The organism is Bradyrhizobium sp. CCBAU 11357 (genome assembly GCF_028128865.1).
Taxonomy (GTDB): domain Bacteria; phylum Pseudomonadota; class Alphaproteobacteria; order Rhizobiales; family Xanthobacteraceae; genus Bradyrhizobium.
This window is the reverse complement of sequence record NZ_LBJW01000103.1, coordinates 1-17,607: the sequence shown is the minus strand read 5'-3', so window position 1 is coordinate 17,607 and position 17,607 is coordinate 1. Positions and strand designations below refer to the sequence as shown.

General features: G+C 65.8%; 16 protein-coding genes. 11 read left to right on the top strand and 5 right to left on the bottom strand.

Going from position 1 to position 17,607, the window contains the following annotated elements:
- Window positions 1-56 precede the first annotated feature (56 nt).
- Window positions 57-2,018, bottom strand: a complete 1,962-nt coding sequence (locus tag XI05_RS20870) for a PAS domain S-box protein (protein WP_271505239.1) — start codon at window positions 2,016-2,018, stop codon at window positions 57-59.
- 317 nt (window positions 2,019-2,335) lie between these two features.
- Here XI05_RS20870 and thiD point away from each other — a divergent pair, with 317 nt between their 5' ends.
- The 4 genes from thiD (at window position 2,336) to XI05_RS20850 (ending at window position 6,453) form a co-directional block, all read left to right on the top strand.
- Window positions 2,336-3,136, top strand: coding sequence for a bifunctional hydroxymethylpyrimidine kinase/phosphomethylpyrimidine kinase (gene thiD / locus XI05_RS20865; RefSeq protein WP_271505237.1), 801 nt, complete (start codon window positions 2,336-2,338; stop codon window positions 3,134-3,136).
- Window positions 3,137-3,455: 319 nt separating this feature from the next.
- Window positions 3,456-4,268 (top strand): UDP-2,3-diacylglucosamine diphosphatase, encoded by an 813-nt coding sequence (locus XI05_RS20860; protein WP_172785281.1) that lies wholly within the window; start codon window positions 3,456-3,458, stop codon window positions 4,266-4,268.
- A complete protein-coding gene (locus tag XI05_RS20855; protein ID WP_271505235.1) occupies window positions 4,268-5,311 on the top strand; it encodes a glycosyltransferase family 4 protein in 1,044 nt (347 codons plus the stop codon). The genes XI05_RS20860 and XI05_RS20855 overlap by 1 nt, the downstream gene beginning before the upstream one ends.
- A gap of 158 nt (window positions 5,312-5,469) precedes the next feature.
- Window positions 5,470-6,453, top strand: a complete 984-nt coding sequence (locus XI05_RS20850; protein WP_212260243.1) for a threonine/serine dehydratase — start codon at window positions 5,470-5,472, stop codon at window positions 6,451-6,453.
- Window positions 6,454-6,640: 187 nt separating this feature from the next.
- Here XI05_RS20850 and XI05_RS20845 read toward each other — a convergent pair whose 3' ends face one another.
- Window positions 6,641-8,446: a caspase family protein gene (locus tag XI05_RS20845; RefSeq protein WP_271505233.1), complete on the bottom strand. Its 1,806-nt coding sequence runs from the start codon at window positions 8,444-8,446 to the stop codon at window positions 6,641-6,643.
- Between the two features lie 166 nt (window positions 8,447-8,612).
- Here XI05_RS20845 and XI05_RS20840 point away from each other — a divergent pair, with 166 nt between their 5' ends.
- The 3 genes from XI05_RS20840 to XI05_RS20830 all read left to right on the top strand — a co-directional run bounded on the left by XI05_RS20840 (window position 8,613) and on the right by XI05_RS20830 (window position 10,024).
- Window positions 8,613-9,056: an RbsD/FucU family protein gene (locus XI05_RS20840; RefSeq protein ID WP_271505231.1), complete on the top strand. Its 444-nt coding sequence runs from the start codon at window positions 8,613-8,615 to the stop codon at window positions 9,054-9,056.
- Between the two features lie 7 nt (window positions 9,057-9,063).
- Window positions 9,064-9,579, top strand: coding sequence for an AAA family ATPase (locus XI05_RS20835; RefSeq protein ID WP_271505229.1), 516 nt, complete (start codon window positions 9,064-9,066; stop codon window positions 9,577-9,579).
- A gap of 85 nt (window positions 9,580-9,664) precedes the next feature.
- Window positions 9,665-10,024: a hypothetical protein gene (locus XI05_RS20830; protein WP_271505227.1), complete on the top strand. Its 360-nt coding sequence runs from the start codon at window positions 9,665-9,667 to the stop codon at window positions 10,022-10,024.
- Between the two features lie 11 nt (window positions 10,025-10,035).
- On the opposite strand, the gene XI05_RS20825 is transcribed toward XI05_RS20830, so the two are convergent.
- Complete coding sequence (locus XI05_RS20825; RefSeq protein WP_271505225.1) at window positions 10,036-10,389, bottom strand: ADP-ribosylation/crystallin J1; 354 nt, start codon at window positions 10,387-10,389, stop codon at window positions 10,036-10,038.
- 355 nt (window positions 10,390-10,744) lie between these two features.
- On the bottom strand, window positions 10,745-12,169 hold the full coding sequence (locus XI05_RS20820; RefSeq protein WP_271505223.1) for a hypothetical protein: 1,425 nt from the start codon (window positions 12,167-12,169) through the stop codon (window positions 10,745-10,747).
- 75 nt (window positions 12,170-12,244) lie between these two features.
- Between XI05_RS20820 and XI05_RS20815 the strand changes: the two genes are divergently transcribed.
- On the top strand, window positions 12,245-13,441 hold the full coding sequence (locus tag XI05_RS20815) for an MFS transporter (RefSeq protein WP_271505221.1): 1,197 nt from the start codon (window positions 12,245-12,247) through the stop codon (window positions 13,439-13,441).
- Here XI05_RS20815 and dgcA read toward each other — a convergent pair.
- The gene (gene dgcA / locus XI05_RS20810; protein WP_271505219.1) at window positions 13,411-14,406 is read right to left on the bottom strand and encodes an N-acetyl-D-Glu racemase DgcA; all 996 of its coding nucleotides are present in this window, start codon (window positions 14,404-14,406) and stop codon (window positions 13,411-13,413) included. The two genes, XI05_RS20815 and dgcA, sit on opposite strands and share 31 nt — an antisense overlap.
- 131 nt (window positions 14,407-14,537) lie before the next feature.
- On the opposite strand from dgcA, the gene XI05_RS20805 reads away from it, so the two are divergent.
- Genes XI05_RS20805 through XI05_RS20795 form a run of 3 tightly spaced genes read left to right on the top strand, consistent with a single transcriptional unit; the run spans window position 14,538 to window position 17,345 of the window.
- Window positions 14,538-15,671 (top strand): MlaE family ABC transporter permease, encoded by a 1,134-nt coding sequence (locus XI05_RS20805; RefSeq protein WP_271505217.1) that lies wholly within the window; start codon window positions 14,538-14,540, stop codon window positions 15,669-15,671.
- A 2-nt stretch (window positions 15,672-15,673) separates the two neighbouring features.
- On the top strand, window positions 15,674-16,444 hold the full coding sequence (locus XI05_RS20800) for an ABC transporter ATP-binding protein (protein ID WP_172785270.1): 771 nt from the start codon (window positions 15,674-15,676) through the stop codon (window positions 16,442-16,444).
- Window positions 16,445-16,472: 28 nt separating this feature from the next.
- Window positions 16,473-17,345 carry an MlaD family protein gene (locus XI05_RS20795; RefSeq protein ID WP_271505215.1) on the top strand — a complete coding sequence of 291 codons (873 nt, stop codon included), beginning with the start codon at window positions 16,473-16,475 and terminating at the stop codon, window positions 17,343-17,345.
- Window positions 17,346-17,607 lie beyond the last annotated feature (262 nt).

Below are 17,607 nucleotides of genomic sequence, written 5' to 3'. Positions count from 1 at the left end.
AAACCGGCCGGATTTAGCAAGCCAGCTTGCGGCTCCTCCGCGGCGCATTCGCAAGTCTAGGATGGGACCACTGCTGCGGCCAATGCATCCCTGAGTCGCTGGGCGAGCTCGACCTTGCGATAGGGCTTGGTCAGCACGATCGCTTGCGCCCGCGCGCGGCCCTGCTCGACCAGGGTCTCCAGCGCGTAGCCCGAGGTGAACAGGACCGGCAGGCCGGGACGCAACCGCCGCGCCTGATCGGCGAGGTCCCAGCCGCTCATGCCGCCGGGCATCACGATATCGGTGAACAGCAAGTCGATGCCGGGATCGCCCTGCAGCTGCTGCAAGGCATCCTTGCCGTTGACCGCGGCAACGACGCGATATCCGAGCGCTTCCACCCGGCGAATGACGGAGGAGCGGACGAACGGATCGTCCTCGACGATCAGGATCGTCTCGTAGCCTCGCGGCGCCTTGTCCTCGCCGTCGGGAAGATCGGCCTGCGACCCGCCGGTGTTCGCGCGCGGCAGGTAGATCCTGACCGTGGTTCCGAGGCCTGCCTCGCTGTAGATCGAGACATGGCCGCCCGATTGCTTGGCAAAGCCATAGACCATGCTGAGGCCGAGGCCCGAGCCCTTGCCGACCTCCTTGGTGGTGAAGAACGGCTCGAACGCGCGTGCGGTGATCTCGGGCGTCATGCCTTCGCCGTCATCGGTGACCGAGATCAGGGCGTAGCTGCCGGGCGCGACCTCCGGGTGAAGGGCGCGATCGTCGTCGATCGTGACCAGCTCAGTGGCCAGCGTGAGGTGGCCGCCCGATGGCATGGCATCCTGCGCATTGAGCGCGAGATTCAGCACGGCGGATTCGAGCTGGGCGCGGTCGGCAAAGGCCAGGACCGTGCCGGGCCCGGAGCTCGTCCTGATCTCGATGTCTTCGCGCAAGGTGCGCTTGAGCAGCTTGAACATGGAATCGAGCAGGCCGCGGCAATCGATCGTCTGGGGCCGCAGCAATTGGCGGCGGCTGAAGGCGAGCAGGCGCTGCGTCAGCTCGGCACCCTGTTCGCCCGATTGGCAGATGTCCTCGGCAAAGCGCTTGAGGTCCGGCCTCGCCTTGAGCTGCTCGCTCAGGTGCTCGGCATTGCCGATGATGACGGTCAGCAGATTGTTGAAGTCGTGCGCGATGCCGCCGGAGAGCTGGCCGACCGTTTCCATCTTCTGCGCCTGCCGGAGCTGCTGCTCGGTCAGCTTGCGCGCGGTGAGGTCGTGGACGATGCCGACGAAGATCAATTCCCCGTCCTGCCGCGCCTGGCCGACCGAGAGATCCATCGCAAACGTCGTGCCGTCCTTGCGCAGGCCGATGGCCTCGCCGCCTATCGCGAAATGCCGCGCCGCATCCGCCTCGGGCATCAGCATGCCGACGTTGCGGTTCATCACCTCGTCGGCACGGTAGCCGAACAAGCGCTCGCAGGCCGGATTGAACAGCAGGATGCGGTCCTGCGCATCGAACAGGATGACGCCGTCGACGGCGGTCTCGACGATCGCGGTGAGGCGCGCCACGCTCTCGCGCATCGCGCGCTGGGCGTCGCGGACCTGCTGCAGCAGCAGCGCGGCGTCGCGGCTCTTGATTTCCTCCTCCTCGAGCGCGGCCTGGACCTGTCGCAGCTCGAACGGCGAGGGGATCGTCAGGATCTTCGGCAGCAACGGCCAGAGTGCGGCGGCGGTGAAGACCGACGCGACCGCGGTGGCGGCCTTGACCATGCCCTCGATGCCGTAGATCGGAACCCAGAGCGTGTAGATCGACAGCAGGTGAGTCAGGCCGCAGGCCATGATGAAGATCGCGAACGCCCAGAAGACCCAGCCGAACTTGAGGTCGCGTCGCTTGGTGACGAGGATGGCGAGGGCGAACGGGATCGAGAAATAGGCGGCGGCAATGCAGGCGTCGGAAACGACGTGAAGCCAGATCAGCTCAGGCTCCCACAACAGGCAGATGCCGTGCGGCGACAGCATGGACGAGTCGAGGAGACGTTCGAAGAAGGCCCACATCGTTCCACCCCAAGAGTCTTTTCAGATGGCTTGCGGGCCGGGCGGCCTGCAACATCGGGTCGCTGGACGGTCCACCACCTGACGTCTCGCGTAACCGGCGAAGCACGCTAAGGTACGCGACTATACCAAGGGTCCGGCGCCGTTGCATTTTCAAGCCCGCATCATTGCGGGCCTTTGACCGCGCCGTGTCCGACTGATTCGTTAGCTGCGCAATTGATTCGCGAATCACGCTTGACGGCGGCTCGGCGCGCTTGCTGGCGTTCCACGGTCGCGCTAGGACAGGCCATGGCGGCGTCCTCAAGCACATGTCCCCCGCGATGACGACCCCGGTCGCACTCACCATCGCCGGTTCCGATTCGAGCGGCGGCGCCGGCATCCAGGCGGACCTGAAGACCTTTGCCGCGCTCGGCGTCTACGGCGCCTCCGTGATCACGGCGCTGACGGCGCAGAACACGCGCGGCGTGACCGGCATTCACGCGGTGCCGGCCGGGTTCGTCACCGAGCAGATCGACGCGGTGTTCTCCGACCTCGACATCGGTGCGGTGAAGATCGGCATGGTGGCCCAGGCCGCCAGCATCGACGCCATCGCGGCCGCGCTGTCGCGCTGGGCACCCCGGCACGTCGTGCTCGATCCCGTCATGGTGGCGACCTCCGGTGATTGCCTGCTCGCCGCCGAAGCCGTCGACGCCCTGCGCACCAGGCTGATGCGGCTGGCTGCCCTGATCACGCCGAACCTGCCGGAGGCTGCGGCCCTGCTCGATGAGCCGGTGGCGGCGAGCGAGGCCGAGATCGAGAGCCAGGGACGCCGCCTGCTGGCGCTGGGCTGCCGCGCCGTCCTGATCAAGGGCGGGCACGGGGAGGGCGCCGAGAGCACCGATTATCTCGTCACTGCCGAGACCACGATCGCGCTCGCCGCGCCGCGCGTGGCCACTCGCAACACCCATGGCACCGGCTGCTCGCTGTCCTCCGCCATCGCGGCGGGGCTGGCCAAGGGCGAGGACCTCGAGGCCGCCGTGCGCAACGCCAAGGCCTGGATCAGCGCCGCGATCGCCGCCGCCGACCGCTTCAGCGTCGGCCACGGCCACGGCCCGGTCCATCATTTCCACAAGTTCTACTGAGGCGGGCTCGTTCACCTCTCCCGCTCGCGGGAGAGGTCGCGCCGAAGGCGCGGGTGAGGGCTTTCTCCTCTTGGGGATCGTCCCATTACGGAAGCACCCTCTCCCCAACCCTCCCCCGCACGCGGGGGAGGAGCGCACCTACCTCCTGGGTTGCCAATGGCAATCCGTCTTTGGGCCCCCTGCGGCGCGATGTCGCCTGATTGTCGCATGCGACTGATATTCGCGGGGAGGGCGAGGCAAGGCGTGATTCGTATTTCAAGGTGCCTCGAGGGTTCAATCGGTCATCCCCCTGTCACGGGACATTGTTACAGGCTGGCGCATGGGAAGTTACGATGTGAGTGACGAGAGCCCGGAGCGGCGCTTTCGCACGTTGTTCATCTCCGACGTCCATCTCGGAGCCCGCGGTTCTCAAGCCGATCTTCTGCTCGACTTCCTGCGCTACCATGATGCCGACACGATCTATCTCGTCGGCGACATCGTCGACGGCTGGGCGCTGAAATCGAGCTGGCACTGGCCGCAATCGCATAATGACCTCGTCCAGAAGCTTTTGCGCAAGGCGCGCAAGGGCGCCAAGGTCATCTACATTCCCGGCAATCACGACGAGTTCCTGCGCAACTATTACGGCACGCATTTCGGCGGCATCGACGTGGTCGAGAACACGGTTCACACCGGCGTCGACGGCAAGCGCTATCTCGTCATTCACGGCGACATCTTCGACCTCGTGGTGCAGAACGCGCGCTGGCTCGCCCATCTCGGCGACAAGGCCTACGACTTCGCGATCCAGATGAATCGCTTCGTCAACTTCTTCCGCCGCCTGTTCGGCGTGCCCTATTGGTCGCTGTCGCAATGGGCCAAGCAGAAGGTCAAGAACGCCGTCAACTATATCGGCGCGTTCGAGCAGGCGCTCGCCGCCGAGGCACGGCGTCACGAGGCCGACGGCGTGATCTGCGGCCATATCCACTACGCCGTGATCCGCGACGAGGCCGGCATCCGCTACATGAATTGCGGCGACTGGGTGGAGAGCTGCACCGCCCTGGTCGAGCATGACGACGGCCATTTCGAGATCATCACCTGGGCGGATCAGTTGCAGAAGCCCGCGCAGGTGCCACAGGTCGCGGCAAGGGCGGCCTGATGCGCATCCTGGTCGCGACCGATGCCTGGCACCCGCAAGTCAACGGTGTGGTTCGGACGCTGACCAAGCTCGCTGACGCCGCCAAGGGGCTCGGCATCGAATTCTCGTTCCTGACGCCGCAATCGTTCCGCACCTTCGCGATGCCGAGCTATCGCGACGTGCGCCTCGCCATGCCGCGCCCGGCGCGGCTCGCAAGGCTGATCGAGGAGGCGCGGCCCGACAGCATCCACATCGCGACCGAAGGGCCGATCGGCCTGATGGTTCGCCGCTATTGCCGCCAGCGCAAGCTGCCGTTCACGACCAGCTTCCACACCCGCTTCCCCGAATATGTCCGCGCCCGCGTGCCAGTCCCTGGCTCGCTGATCTGGCGGGCGCTGCGGCGATTCCATAGCCCCAGCCGCGCCGTGATGGCGGCGACGCCGGCGCTCGCGCGCGAACTGACCGAGCGCGGCTTCGACAATGTCGTGCTGTGGCCGCGCGGCGTCGACACTGGCCTGTTCCACCCCCGCGTCATCGATCTCTGCCTGCCGGCCCCCGTGTTCCTGTCGGTCGGCCGGGTGGCCGTGGAGAAGAACCTCGAGGCGTTCCTGGAGCTCGACCTGCCCGGCACCAAGGTGGTCGTCGGCGATGGCCCGGCGCGCGCCGCGCTGGAAGAGGCCTATCCCGATGCGATCTTCCTGGGCGAGAAGCACGGTGAGGAACTGGCGGATATCTATGCGGCCGCCGACGTGTTCGTGTTCCCGAGCAAGACCGACACCTTCGGCCTTGTCCTGCTGGAGGCGCTGGCGAGTGGTCTGCCGGTCGCGGCTTTCCCCGTGAAGGGACCCCGCGACGTGATCGGCGATGCGCCGGTCGGCGCGCTCGATCACGATCTGCGCAGCGCCTGCTTCGCCGCGCTCGACATCTCCCGGCAGGATTGCGTCGCGTTTGCCGCCAATTACACCTGGGAAGCCTCGGCGCGGGTCTTCATCGACAGCATTTTGGCGGTCGGGGCGGTGTTGCCCGGCCGGGCCGGCACGGAACAGCCGCGGTTCGTGGCCTAGAGCGATCTCGATCCGATGGATCGAAATGGCTCTAGATTCTTTGTTTTGACGCGTTTTCTTCACGCGAACCGGTAGCCACTTCGCCTAAAACGCTATGGAGAAAATCATCGCGCGGAGGTGTCTTGCCCGGGCCTGATCGGCCGCGATAACATTCCGCCATGACCGAACAGCTCCTTCCGGTCGGCCCTGCCGACATCGACGCCGCGGCGCGCGTGATCGCGCCTTACGCCATCCGCACCCCGCTGTTGTCCTTCCCCGTGCTCAACGAGCGCGTCGGTGCCAAGGTGTTTCTGAAGCCGGAGATGCTCCAGCGCACCGGCTCCTTCAAGTTCCGCGGCGCCTTCAACAAGGTGTTCTCGATCCCACAGGACAAGCGCGCCGGCGGGGTCGTCGCGTTCTCCTCCGGCAACCACGCGCAGGGCGTGGCGGCGGCGGCAAAGATCCTCGACATGCAGGCGACCATCGTGATGCCGGCGGATGCCCCGCTGTCGAAGCGCGAGCGCACCAAATCCTACGGCGCCGAAGTCGTGCTGTACGACCGCGACAAGGACGACCGCGAGGCGATCTCGCGCGGCATCGCCGAGAAGCGCGGCGCGACTCTGGTCAAACCCTATGACGATCCCTTCGTGATCGCAGGGCAGGGCACCGCCGGCCGCGAGATCGCCGAGGACATGGCAACGCTCGGTCTCAGCCCCGACATCGTGGTAGCGCCGGCCTCCGGCGGCGGCCTGATCGCGGGCGTCGCCACGGCCGTGAAGGCGCGCTATCCGCAAGCCGAGATCGTGGTGGCCGAGCCCGAGGCGTTCGACGATCACGGCATTTCACTCAGCGCAGGCCATCGCGAGCCGCATCCGCCGGCCGGCCGCACCATCTGCGATGCGCTGATGGCCCTGATGCCCGGCGAGATGACGTTTGCGATCAACAGCAAGCTGCTCGCGCGCGGCGTCACGGCTTCCGATGCCGAAGTCGGCGCGGCCGTCGCCTTCGCCTATCGCGAGTTGAAGCTCGTGGTGGAGCCCGGCGGCGCGGTGGGTCTGGCCGCGCTGCTCGCCGGACGCCTGGACGTGACGGGGAAGAACGTGGTGATCGTGCTGTCCGGCGGCAATGTCGACGCGGATCTGTTCGCCGAGCTGGTGGCCTAGTCGTCATTCCGGGGCTCGCGCAGCGAGAGCTATGATGCGCAATGCGCATCTGAGAATCCATAACCACGATCGGGAGTATGGATTCCGGGCCTGCGCCTCCGGCGCATCCCGGAATGACCAAGAACAGACATGAAGAAGGGGGCAGAGCATCGCCGCTCTGCCCCTTTCTCATGCGCGCCATGCGCAATCAGTGCATGAAGCCGCCGCGACGGTTGCCGCCATTATTCATGCTCGGCGCCTGGTTCATCGACTGCCGGAAGTTGTTGTTGCTGCTGACCATGCGGTTCGGCACCGTGTTGAGCTGCGGACGGTTGGTCTGCACGTTGGTCTGCACCTGCACCTTGTTCACGGGGATAGTGTTGGGCTTCACGATGCCGGTGTTGCCGTTGTTGACGCGGATCGGCTGGTTCTGCGTCTGAACGTTGACCGGCTTCACGTCGATCTTCGTGCCCGGATTCACGGTCTTGCCAGAAGAGCCGTTGGTCGTGCCGGCATTGTTGCCGACGTTCTGCGGATTGTTGGTCGCAGGCAGGGTCACGATCTTGCCGATGCCGACCTTGCCATTGGTCGTGTGGGTCGGTGCGGGCAGGGTGACGATCTTGCTCGGGGTCTGCGACGGCGTGCCGTTCTGGGGGTTCGGCTGGTTGTTGCCCGCAGGCAAGGTGACGATCTGGCCGCCATTGCCGAGCTTGCCGATGACGTTGCCGTCGACCGGCTTCTGCACGACCGGCAGATTGCCGTTCACCTGCACTCCGTTGCCCTGCTGCAGCGGCATGTATTTGGGTTGGCCGAGATTGCCGATCTTGATCGTCGGGGCAATGTTCTGCGGCGCCAGGAACTTGGTCGCCTGCATCAGGGGGATCTGCTTCGGCTGCGCCTGCAGCTTCAGCGCGACCTGCGCATAGGGGCTGTTGCCGTAGCTGTCATAGAAGCTCTTGTAGGCAAGCGGGGAATTGGCGAGCACCGTCTTGTGCCAGGCCTGCGAGATCAGCAGGTTCTTGAGCAGCCAGCGGATGTGGTCGCACAGCGGATCGTGCGGATACATCTGGATGAACTCCTGATAATATTCCGGACGGCCCTCGGACACGACGTAGTCATAGGCCTGGCGCGTCGAGCGGCTCGGCAAATTCGAGGCCATCTGCACGACCGGCGTATTCACCGGCGCGCGGTTGGCGGCAACCGCAGTGTCGCCGAAGAACGTAAAGTCGCTCGTCAGCGACGAGCTCTCCCACGGGATCTGCGCGCCGCTGGTGGTCTGGTTGACCTGCAGGCGTACGCGCTTGAACAGCTGCTCGATCGGCACGTTGGGCTCGCGCGCGACGTTCAGGAACGCCTGCGTGTAGGGGCTGTGACCATTGGTGCCGTCGAGCGCCTCAGTGCCCGGCGCGGTCGAGTAGCCGACGATCGAACCGTTCGGCGCATCGACGATTGCCAAGCCGCGGCCGGCGTCGTTGACTTCCGGGAACGGGTTGTTGCGGCAGGCATCGAGGATGACGATGCGCATGCGGCTCGGGATCGTCTCCAGCGTCGACATCACGTCGACGAGGCGCACCGAATTGTTGACGAGCTCGGTGGGGTTGGAGACCTTGGCATCGACCGGAACGAGATAGTTCTCGCCGGCGAGCTGCACGCCGTGACCGGCGTAATAGACCATTGCCACCGTGTTCGGACCGCGCGAGGCGACCTTGGCGGAAAAGTCCTGAACGACGCGGAGCATGTCGTTCTGGGTCAGGTCGGTCGCTGCGACCACTTCGAACCCGGCGGAGTTCAGGAACTGCGCCATCGACTGGGCGTCATCGTCGGGATTCGCAAGCTGCGGCGCGTTCTTGTAGTTCGCATTGCCGATCACCAGCGCCACCCGCTGCTCCGGGCCTTGCAGCGCGGTGGGGGCAGGCTGCACCGGGGCGACCTGCGCGGAAACGGGCCCGCAGGCGAAGCCGAACAGGCTTCCCAACAGGCTCGCTGTCATGAAAAAGGGCTTTAGGCGGAACATGGCGTGCTCCTTTGGCACTCATCTCGATGCGAGATTGGTTGCGCGCAAGCTTGGCCGCGTTCGAGCCCTGCCGTCCGTGATCCCTGTCACCATGGCGGCCTGCGTGATCTGAATCACGCTCGGAACCTGTTATGGTTAGCGATCGATTGGGAGGAACCGCCGTCACATGCTGAAATCGATTGATCCGATCCTGACGCCAGACCTGCTCTGGCTGCTCGCCTCCATGGGCCACGGCGACGACCTCGTTTTCGTCGATGCCAATCACCCGGCCACCCGCATCGCGCAGAGCACCTCGTCGCAACGCTTGATCCAATTGCCGGGCATGACGATGGAGGTCGCCGTCCGCGCCATCATGTCGGTGTATCCGCTCGACGATTTCGATCCCGATCCGGTGCGTGTGATGATGCCGGTCGACGATCCCGACCGCGTGCCCGAGGTGCAGCGCGCGGTGCTGGCGGAGATCGCGCGTGCCGCTGGCCGGCCCGTCACGCCCGGCAAGCTCGCGCGTCCCGATTTCTATTGCGCGGCGGCGGCAGGCTTTGGCGTGGTGCAGGTTGGCGACAGCAGGGGCTATGGCTGCTTCCTGATCCGCAAGGGCGTGATCGGTTAGGAGAATCATGAAGCATCCATCCGCACTCATCGTGTTCGGCGGCCTTCCTGGTACCGGTAAGACGACGATCGCTCGCGAGCTCACGGTTAGGCTGGCGGCGACGTATCTTCGTATCGATGCCATCGAGCAGGCATTGCGGGACGCAGGTCTCATCGTCGGCGCAGCCGGCTATGCCGTTGCCCACATGCTCGCCGCCGAAAACCTCAAGCTCGGGCGTATCGTCATCGCGGACTGCGTCAATCCCGTGCCGGCAAGCCGCGTCGCATGGCGGCAGACTGCCTTGCGGACCGGCGCATGCATCGTCGAGATCGAAGTGATTTGCAGCGAGCCGGTGTTACACCGGCGGCGCGTGGAAAGCCGGTTGCCCGACATTGACGGTCACGAGCTTCCGACCTGGGATGACGTCGTGAGCCGGACTTACGAGCCGTGGGATCGCGACCACCTGGTGCTCGATACGGCCGAGAGTTCGCTCGATCATGTGCTGGACCGCGCCGAAGCCCATGTGCGGGACAAGATCGGCTAGTCGCCTTATTATCGTTCGGTGGGACGAAACGTCTCGCACTCGAATTTGAATGGTCTTCCGGCAGGCGAGCGTCTATCGTCGATCCATGTCTCGCCTTCTGTGTCTCTTCGTTGCTGTCATCCTGTCGCTGCTGCCCACTGTCGCGCCCGCCGAGCCCGTGCAAAAGCGTCCCAAGCCGGTCTGGAAGGGTTATGGCTTTCTGCCGGGCTATCGGCAGCCGCTCAGCAACAGCATTCCGCTCTACAAGCAGAAGGACGCCATGCGGCGCCTCGCGCGGACGGAACGCCGCCATTGGTACATCGATCCGGTTCCGCAATATTATCGCTGGGACGGCGAGTGGCACTATTTCGGCCGTCCCGGCTTTGGCGGCGGCCGCTACAATGGCGGCAGCTTCGGCCCGTGCTGGACGCGCACGCCGATCGGGCCGATCTGGAATTGCGGGTGATGAGGCGACGGTCAGGGAAAGCTGCGGACGACCTCGATCAAGCCGACGATTGCGGCATTGAACGCATCGAGGTCCTCGGCCGGAATCCAGTACTCCAGATGTGAGCGTCCGCCCGCTTCCTGCACCTCGTATTGTTCGATGAAACTGCGTTTGACTTCGAAACGGGTCACGAAGCCCGATCCGCTCGCCGGGACATTCCAGTCCCGCGCGATCTTAATGGCGTAGTCTTCGGTCAGCACCGGATAGAAGATCGGCTGGTCAGGCAGGCGCGGCGGAAACGTGCGCATGCCGGACTGCTGGATCAACTCCAGCTCTTTTGGACCAACGGGGCGCCAGAGGGTGAGGGTGTTTGAAGTGAGGGGCATGGTTGCGATGACAGGGACTCTTGACGATCGTACATATACCTGCTGCCCGACGAGCAAAACAGCGGCGATAGAGTGACGCCTCGCTACTGATTCCCGTCATTGCGAGCGCGGCGAAGCAATCCAGAATCCCTTCGCGGAAAGACTCTGGATTGCTTCGCTGCGCTCGCAATGACGACTGTGAGAGAGTGTGCGCCCCACTTTCCTCCTGTGCCCCGGACGCAGCGCAGCGCTTCTTCAGCGGTGCGCTGCAGAGCCGGGGCCCATGCTCAGTGGAATTTGTGGCTCCTGGGTCCCGGCTCTGCGCCGCAACGCCGTGGGCGTTGCAGCTTGTCCGGGACACGTGAGCGTGCGCGCCTTAGGAAAAGAACGCGATCTTCTCGGCCTGGGTCATGCGGCGGATCGGAGCGAGCGGGTCGTTGGCCGGTGCGCGGGGTTTTTGCAGGATGCCGCTGGCGAGGATGGTGGCGCCGAGCGAGGCTTCGGGCATGGACGCGGGCAAGGGCGAAGGCATCGGCAGCGTTGCGGCCGGTGCTGCGGCGAACGATGCTGCCGCCGCCATGGCCGGCGCCTGCTGCTCCATGACTTCGGCGGCGGCTTCCGCGATGGCGTCGGTGAGGCGCGCGAGCGAGTCCAGCGCGATCGGCGCATCCGCGGCGGGCTCTTCGGCGATGGCTGCGACGACCGGCTCGGCTGCGACCGGCTGCGGATGCGCGGTGGCAATGGGCACTGCGACATCCGAGGGCACCGGCTCCGGTGTTGCGGCGGCCATCTCGACCGGCTCGATGATCTCGTCGAAATCGGGATCGGGCGCGGCCATCTCCATCGCGATGGCTTCGAGGATGGCTTCGTCCTCGGCCTCGGCGGCGGCATCGAGCGAGAACTCCTCGCTTGCTTCCGTCAATGCCTCCAGCTCAGCGGCCGGCTCTTCAAACGCGACGGCTTCGAGCTCGGCATCATCAGGCACGACGTTTTCGAGCACCGCGCTTTCAGCAGGGATCTGGCTGTCGGCCGCGATCTCCAGTGCGGCAGCCACGTCCATGGCCTGCTCGGCGATGGCGGCGGTTTCAGCAACGGCCGTTGCTTCGACGGCTGCCGCCTCGGCTTCCGGAGCTGCGGCGATCTCTTCGCGCGTCTCCGTAAAAGCCACGGCTTCGCCGGCCATCGCCGCCGGCGCCGTCTCGACGGGGACGGCTTCTGCGGCCGATGACGGCGCTTCCGGCACTGGCGCCGCCTGCGGCGATGCGCCGCCGTCGAGCTGCTCGACCCGATCCTTCAAGAGATCGAACGCGGCCTTGAGCTCGACGAGGGGATCGAGGGTGGAAATCTGCCCGCAGGCGGCTTCGATCGAGGCCAGCTGCGAATCAATGAGGTCGCAGATTCGCCCGTCGGCGCCGATCTCGCGCCAGCGCCAGGAGATCTCCTTGATGATGCGCACCCCGCGCGGGATCGGCGCGAGGCTCGCCTCGATCGCCGCGGGATCGAACGCGGCGAGTGCGATCGTCTCGGCCTCGCGGATGGCGCGGCGGATTTCGACCAGCGCCTCGGGCAGGCGGTCCTCGACGACCGGTTGCCGCTGTGCCGCAAGGGTTTCCTCGATTCTAGCGACCGCATCCAGCACCATGCTTGTGTCGGCATTGCGGTTGCGCTTGGCATATTCGCCGAGGAACCAGCGGCCGCGCGCGGTCTCCATGAAGGCTTCGCGGATCGCTTCGTAATCCTGCTCGTTCGGCTCCGCGGCGCGGGCAGACATGGGCGAGAGGGCGAATGCTTCGTTGGCCATGACAATCTCGTCGCGCAAATCAGTGCGCGTTACTGTAACGATCACCACGATATCGACCGAATCGCAATTGGTTTGATGCAGTCCGAATCACAAATCCCCATCGCGGCTGCGACGAAGCGGCGATTCGCTGTGAGCCTCGCCGTGTTCTATTCGGCCTTCTTTGCGGTTCTGGGCACGCATATGCCATTCTTCCCGGTCTGGCTGAAGGCGATCGGCGTCGACGCGGCCTGGATCGGCATCATCAACGCGCTGCCGGCGATCACACGTTTCACCACGCTGCCGCAGGTCACGGCCTTTGCCGAAAAGCGGCATGCCATTCGCGCCGGCATCATGGTGTCGGCGCTGGCGACGGCGATCGGATTTTCGGTCGTCGGCCTGCAGCAGCAGCCGCTGGCGCTGTTCGTGATCTATGCGCTGACCTGCATGATGTGGACGCCGACGATGCCGCTGACCGATGCCTATGCGCTGCGCGGTGTCGCCCGCTACGGGCTCGACTACGGACCCTTGCGGCTGTGGGGCTCGGCGGCGTTCGCGGCAGGCTCGCTCGCCTGCGGCTATCTGGTCGACGTCATTGCGCCGCGCGACCTGATCTGGGTCATCGTGGCCTGGACTGTCGTTGCGGTTCTCGCCAGCCTGCTGCTCCAGCCGCTCGACGATCTCAGGCGCAGGACGCCGGAGCGGCCCACCCGCAAGCCGCTGCTGCGTGATGCCGGCTTCTGGGCGGTGATCGCATCGGCCGCGCTGATCCAGAGCAGTCACATCGCCTTCTACACCTTCTCGGCCATCGACTGGCAGCTCCATGGCATCAGCGGGCTCACCATCGCGGTGCTGTGGACGCTGGGCGTGATGGCCGAGATCGTGGTGTTCGCGCTGTCGCCGCGCTTCTCGCTGCATCCGTCCACGCTGATGGCGATCGGCGGCGTGATCGCCGTGCTGCGCTGGATCATCACCGCCAGTGAGCCGCCGCTCGTGCTGCTCGCGATCGCCCAGCTCGGCCACGGCTTCAGCTTCGGCATGACCATCCTCGGCACCATGAACCTGCTGGTGCAGCGCGTGCCGTCGCATCAGATCGCGCGCGGGCAGGGCTACTACGCCGCATGCAACGGCCTCCTGGGTGCGGCGACGTCGATCGCATCAGGCGCGATCTATGCCCGCATCGGTGATGGTGTCTATTACGTCATGGCCGCGATGGCCGCTGCCGGTGCGATCCTGATCTGGTCGGCACGGCATCGCCTCACCGCTCAGCCCCAGAGCGAAGCGTCCGGCGGGTAGACCAGGCTGTCGTCATAACGCAGGCCGTGGTCGCGGTCGCGCCCCAGCAGCAGGGGGCCGTCGAGATCGACGAAGCGCGCCTGCGGCGCCACCAGCATCGCTGGCGCCATCGACAGCGAGGTTGCGACCATGCAGCCGATCATGATCTCGAAGCCGAGCGCCTGGGCGGCATCGGCCATGGCCAGCGCCTCGGTGAGGCCGCCGGTCTTGTCGAGCTTGATGTTCACGGCGTCGTAGCGGTCGCGCAAGGGCGCCAGCGACTTGCGGTCATGCACGCTCTCGTCGGCGCAGACCGCGAGCGGGCGCCTGATCCGCGCCAGCGCCTCGTCCTTGCCGGCCGGCAGCGGCTGCTCCACCAGGGTGACGCCGGCCGCGGCGCAGGCGGCGAGATTGGCTTCCAGATTGGCCTCGGTCCAGGCCTCGTTGGCATCCACGATCAGCTCGGCTTCGGGAGCGGCCTTGCGCACGGCCGCGATGCGCTCGGGATCGCCGTCGCCGCCGAGCTTGATCTTGAGCAGCGGCCGGTGGGCCGCCCTGGCGGTCGCCGCGGCCATGGCCTCGGGGGTCCCTAACGAGATCGTGTAAGCCGTGGTGCGCTTCCCCGGGGCGGGGCGGTCGAGCAGGTTCCAGGCGCGCAAACCGGCCGCCTTGGCCTCGAGGTCGATCAGGGCGCAATCCAGGGCGTTGCGGGCCGCACCTGATGGCATGGCGGCCTGGAGGGCCTCTTGCGTCAGCCCGCCCGCGACGGCCTCCTGCATGGCCTCAATCGCGGCCAGTGTCGCCTCCGGCGTCTCGCCATAGCGGGAATAGGGCACGCACTCGCCGCGGCCGGTCAGGCCGTCCCGGCTGACCTCCGCCACGACGGTGACGGCCTCGGTTTTGGCGCCCCGGCTGATGGTAAAGCTGCCGGCGATCGGGAAGCGCTCGATTCGCGTCGCCAAAGCTGCAAATTTCATGGAAGTCATTTTGAACTCTGGCGAAATCTGAACCTGCTAGTTACCTCTAGCAACTAACATTAACCACTTGGGGATACCTTCTCTGGGTAAGGGCGCGTGCGCAACCATCTGATTTTCTCCGCCCCGGCACGGGAGCGGACATGAGTGGCGATCCGAAGCTGGAACGGATTGCCAGGGGCAACGCGCTGGCACTGTGCGCCACCGGGACCTGGACGGCGAGCTTTGCGCCGGTCCTGGAGCGGATGGTGACTGAGGCCGAGAAGCTCGCAGGCACTCCGCAAAGCATCTTCATCGACGTCTCCGAGGTCGCCAAGCTCGACACGTTTGGCGCCTGGCTGATCGAGCGGCTGCGCCGCAGCCTGACCAAGGGACCCGTCGAGGCGCAGATTGCGGGCCTGTCCGCCAATTATTCCAGCCTCGTGGACGAGGTGCGGCGGGTCAGGGCGGCGGCAATGGTCGACAGCAACCCGATCACCATCTCCGGCATGCTGGAGCAGATCGGCCGGGCCGTGGCCGGCGTCGCCGGCACGGTGGCGGGCCTCGTCGACATGCTCGGCGCCGTGCTCGCGGCGTGGTTTCGCGTCTTGATTCATCCGCGCTCGTTGCGCCTGACCTCGACCGTGCATCACATGGAGCAGGTCTGCTGGCGCGCGGTGCCGATCATCGTGCTGATCACCTTCCTGATCGGCTGCATCATCGCGCAGCAAGGTATCTTCCATTTCCGCCGTTTCGGCGCCGACATCTTCGTCGTCGACATGCTCGGCGTCCTGGTGCTGCGCGAGATCGGCGTGCTGCTGGTCGCGATCATGGTCGCGGGCCGCTCCGGCAGCGCCTACACCGCCGAGCTCGGCTCGATGAAGATGCGCGAGGAGATCGACGCGCTGCGCACCATGGGGTTCGATCCGATCGAGGTCCTGGTGCTGCCGCGCATGATGGCGCTGGTGCTGGCGCTGCCGATCCTGGCATTCCTCGGCGCGATGGCCGCGCTGTACGGCGGCGGTCTGGTGGCCTGGCTCTATGGCGGCGTTCAGCCGGAGGCGTTCCTGCTGCGCCTGCGCGATGCCATCTCGATCGATCATTTCATCGTCGGCATCGTCAAGGCGCCCGTCATGGCCGCCGTGATCGGCATCGTCGCCTGCGTCGAAGGGCTGGCCGTGCAGGGCAGCGCGGAATCGCTGGGGCAGCACACCACGGCCTCGGTGGTGAAGGGCATCTTCTTCGTCATCGTCATGGACGGCATCTTCGCCATCTTCTTCGCCTCGATCGGGATGTGACGATGGCAGGCGAGATACAGGATCCGATCATCCGCGTCCGCGACATCACCGTGCAGTTCGGAGCGACACGCGTGCTCGACGGGCTCAACCTCGACGTCAAGCGCGGCGAGATCCTGGGCTTCGTCGGTCCCTCCGGCGCCGGCAAGTCGGTGCTGACGCGCACCATCATCGGTCTCGTGCCGAAGGTCGCAGGCTCCATCGAAGTGTTCGGCGTCGACCTCGATTCCTCGAGCACGTCGCAGCGGCGCAACGTCGAGCGGCGCTGGGGCGTCCTGTTCCAGCAAGGTGCGCTGTTCTCGTCGCTGACGGTGCGGCAGAACATCCAGTTTCCGATGCGCGAATATTTGCGCGTCTCGCAGCGGCTGATGGACGAGATCACCATGGCCAAGCTCACCATGGTCGGCCTCAAGCCCGAGGTCGCCGAGCGTTTCCCGTCCGAGCTCTCCGGCGGCATGATCAAGCGCGTGGCCCTGGCGCGCGCGCTGTCGCTCGACCCCGACCTCGTCTTTCTGGACGAGCCGACCTCGGGCCTCGACCCGATCGGCGCCGGCGACTTCGACGAGCTGGTCCGGACCCTCCAGCGCACTTTGGGGCTGACTGTTTTCATGGTAACCCACGATCTCGACAGCCTTTACACCGCCTGTGACCGCATCGCCGTTTTAGGGAACGGTAAGATCATTGCGGCAGGGTCGATCGCCGACATGCAGGCCTCGCAGCATCCCTGGCTGAGGCAGTATTTCCATGGCAAGCGCGCCCGCGCGGTCATGGGTTGAGAGCTGGGTTGAGTAGCCGGAGCACCTGATGGAAACGCGGGCGAATTACATATTGATCGGCTCGTTCACGCTGGCGGTGATCGCCGCCGCGATCGGCTTCGTGCTGTGGTTTCAGTCGCTGCACACCACCAAGCAGCGCAGCCCGCTGCGCGTCGTGTTCGAGGGGCCCGCGGCGGGCCTGCGCAACGGCGGCAGCGTCAATTTCAACGGTATCCGGGTGGGCGAGGTGGTCTCGGTGAAGCTGGACAACCCGCGGCGGGTTGTCGCACTCGCGATGATCGAGAACAACGCTCCGATCCGCAAGGACACCCTGGTCGGCCTCGAATTCCAGGGCCTGACCGGCGTTGCCGCGATCTCGCTCAAGGGCGGCGAGGAGGCCGCAGCCCCGCCGCCGCTCGACCAGGACGGCATCCCCACGCTGACCGCCGACCCCAACAAGCTGCAGGACGTCACCGAGGCGATCCGCGCCACGCTGCAGAACATCAACAAGATCGTCGCCGACAATCAGGAGTCGGTGAAGAACTCGCTGAAGAACCTCGAGACCTTCACCAACTCGCTGGCGCGCAATTCCGAGAAGATCGACGGCGTGATGGCCAAGGTCGACGGCGTCATGCTCAAGGCCGACAATCTCATGCTCGGCCTCAACACGCTGGCCGGCGGCAAGGACGGCGGCGAGCTGTTCCAGGCGGTGAAGTCGATCCGCGAGCTGGCCGAAGATTTCGACAAGCGCTCCGGCGCATTGATGGCCGACGGCCGCCGCACCCTCGGCGACATCAGCCGTGCCGTGAACAATTTCGACCGCAACCCCACCCGCGTCCTGTTCGGCGCCAGCAATTCATCGCAACCCGCACCGCCGCCCGAGCCGCCCAAGCCGGCACCCGCCGCGAGCGGCAGGCGGTAGGGAGCGGGAGCGTTCGCACGAGATGAGAGAGGGCGCATGCTCTCTCCGCCGTCATTGCGAGCGAAGCGAAGCAATCCAGGCGGTCTCTGCGGCGGCAGTCTGGATTGCTTCGTCGCTTCGCTCCTCGCAATGACGAGCTTGCGACCCGTATCCCGGACGCGCTGCAACGCTCTTGGCGTTGCTGCGCAGAGCCGGGAGCCATATGTGGACGGCCCCCGTGGCACAAGAGCATTTTTGAGGTGTAATCGGATCGCTTGCATCC

Bases quoted from the DNA above. Each gene is read 5' to 3' on its own strand.
- thiD (WP_271505237.1), top strand. From the start codon at position 2,336: ATGACGACCCCGGTCGCACTCACCATCGCCGGTTCCGATTCGAGCGGC.
- XI05_RS20870 (WP_271505239.1), bottom strand. From the start codon at position 2,018: ATGTGGGCCTTCTTCGAACGTCTCCTCGACTCGTCCATGCTGTCGCCG.
- XI05_RS20850 (WP_212260243.1), top strand. From the start codon at position 5,470: ATGACCGAACAGCTCCTTCCGGTCGGCCCTGCCGACATCGACGCCGCG.
- XI05_RS20845 (WP_271505233.1), bottom strand. From the start codon at position 8,446: ATGTTCCGCCTAAAGCCCTTTTTCATGACAGCGAGCCTGTTGGGAAGC.
- dgcA (WP_271505219.1), bottom strand. From the start codon at position 14,406: ATGACTTCCATGAAATTTGCAGCTTTGGCGACGCGAATCGAGCGCTTC.
- XI05_RS20795 (WP_271505215.1), top strand. From the start codon at position 16,473: ATGGAAACGCGGGCGAATTACATATTGATCGGCTCGTTCACGCTGGCG.
- XI05_RS20830 (WP_271505227.1), top strand. From the start codon at position 9,665: ATGTCTCGCCTTCTGTGTCTCTTCGTTGCTGTCATCCTGTCGCTGCTG.
- XI05_RS20820 (WP_271505223.1), bottom strand. From the start codon at position 12,169: ATGGCCAACGAAGCATTCGCCCTCTCGCCCATGTCTGCCCGCGCCGCG.
- XI05_RS20825 (WP_271505225.1), bottom strand. From the start codon at position 10,389: ATGCCCCTCACTTCAAACACCCTCACCCTCTGGCGCCCCGTTGGTCCA.
- XI05_RS20805 (WP_271505217.1), top strand. From the start codon at position 14,538: ATGAGTGGCGATCCGAAGCTGGAACGGATTGCCAGGGGCAACGCGCTG.
- XI05_RS20855 (WP_271505235.1), top strand. From the start codon at position 4,268: ATGCGCATCCTGGTCGCGACCGATGCCTGGCACCCGCAAGTCAACGGT.
- XI05_RS20800 (WP_172785270.1), top strand. From the start codon at position 15,674: ATGGCAGGCGAGATACAGGATCCGATCATCCGCGTCCGCGACATCACC.
- XI05_RS20835 (WP_271505229.1), top strand. From the start codon at position 9,064: ATGAAGCATCCATCCGCACTCATCGTGTTCGGCGGCCTTCCTGGTACC.
- XI05_RS20840 (WP_271505231.1), top strand. From the start codon at position 8,613: ATGCTGAAATCGATTGATCCGATCCTGACGCCAGACCTGCTCTGGCTG.
- XI05_RS20860 (WP_172785281.1), top strand. From the start codon at position 3,456: ATGGGAAGTTACGATGTGAGTGACGAGAGCCCGGAGCGGCGCTTTCGC.
- XI05_RS20815 (WP_271505221.1), top strand. From the start codon at position 12,245: ATGCAGTCCGAATCACAAATCCCCATCGCGGCTGCGACGAAGCGGCGA.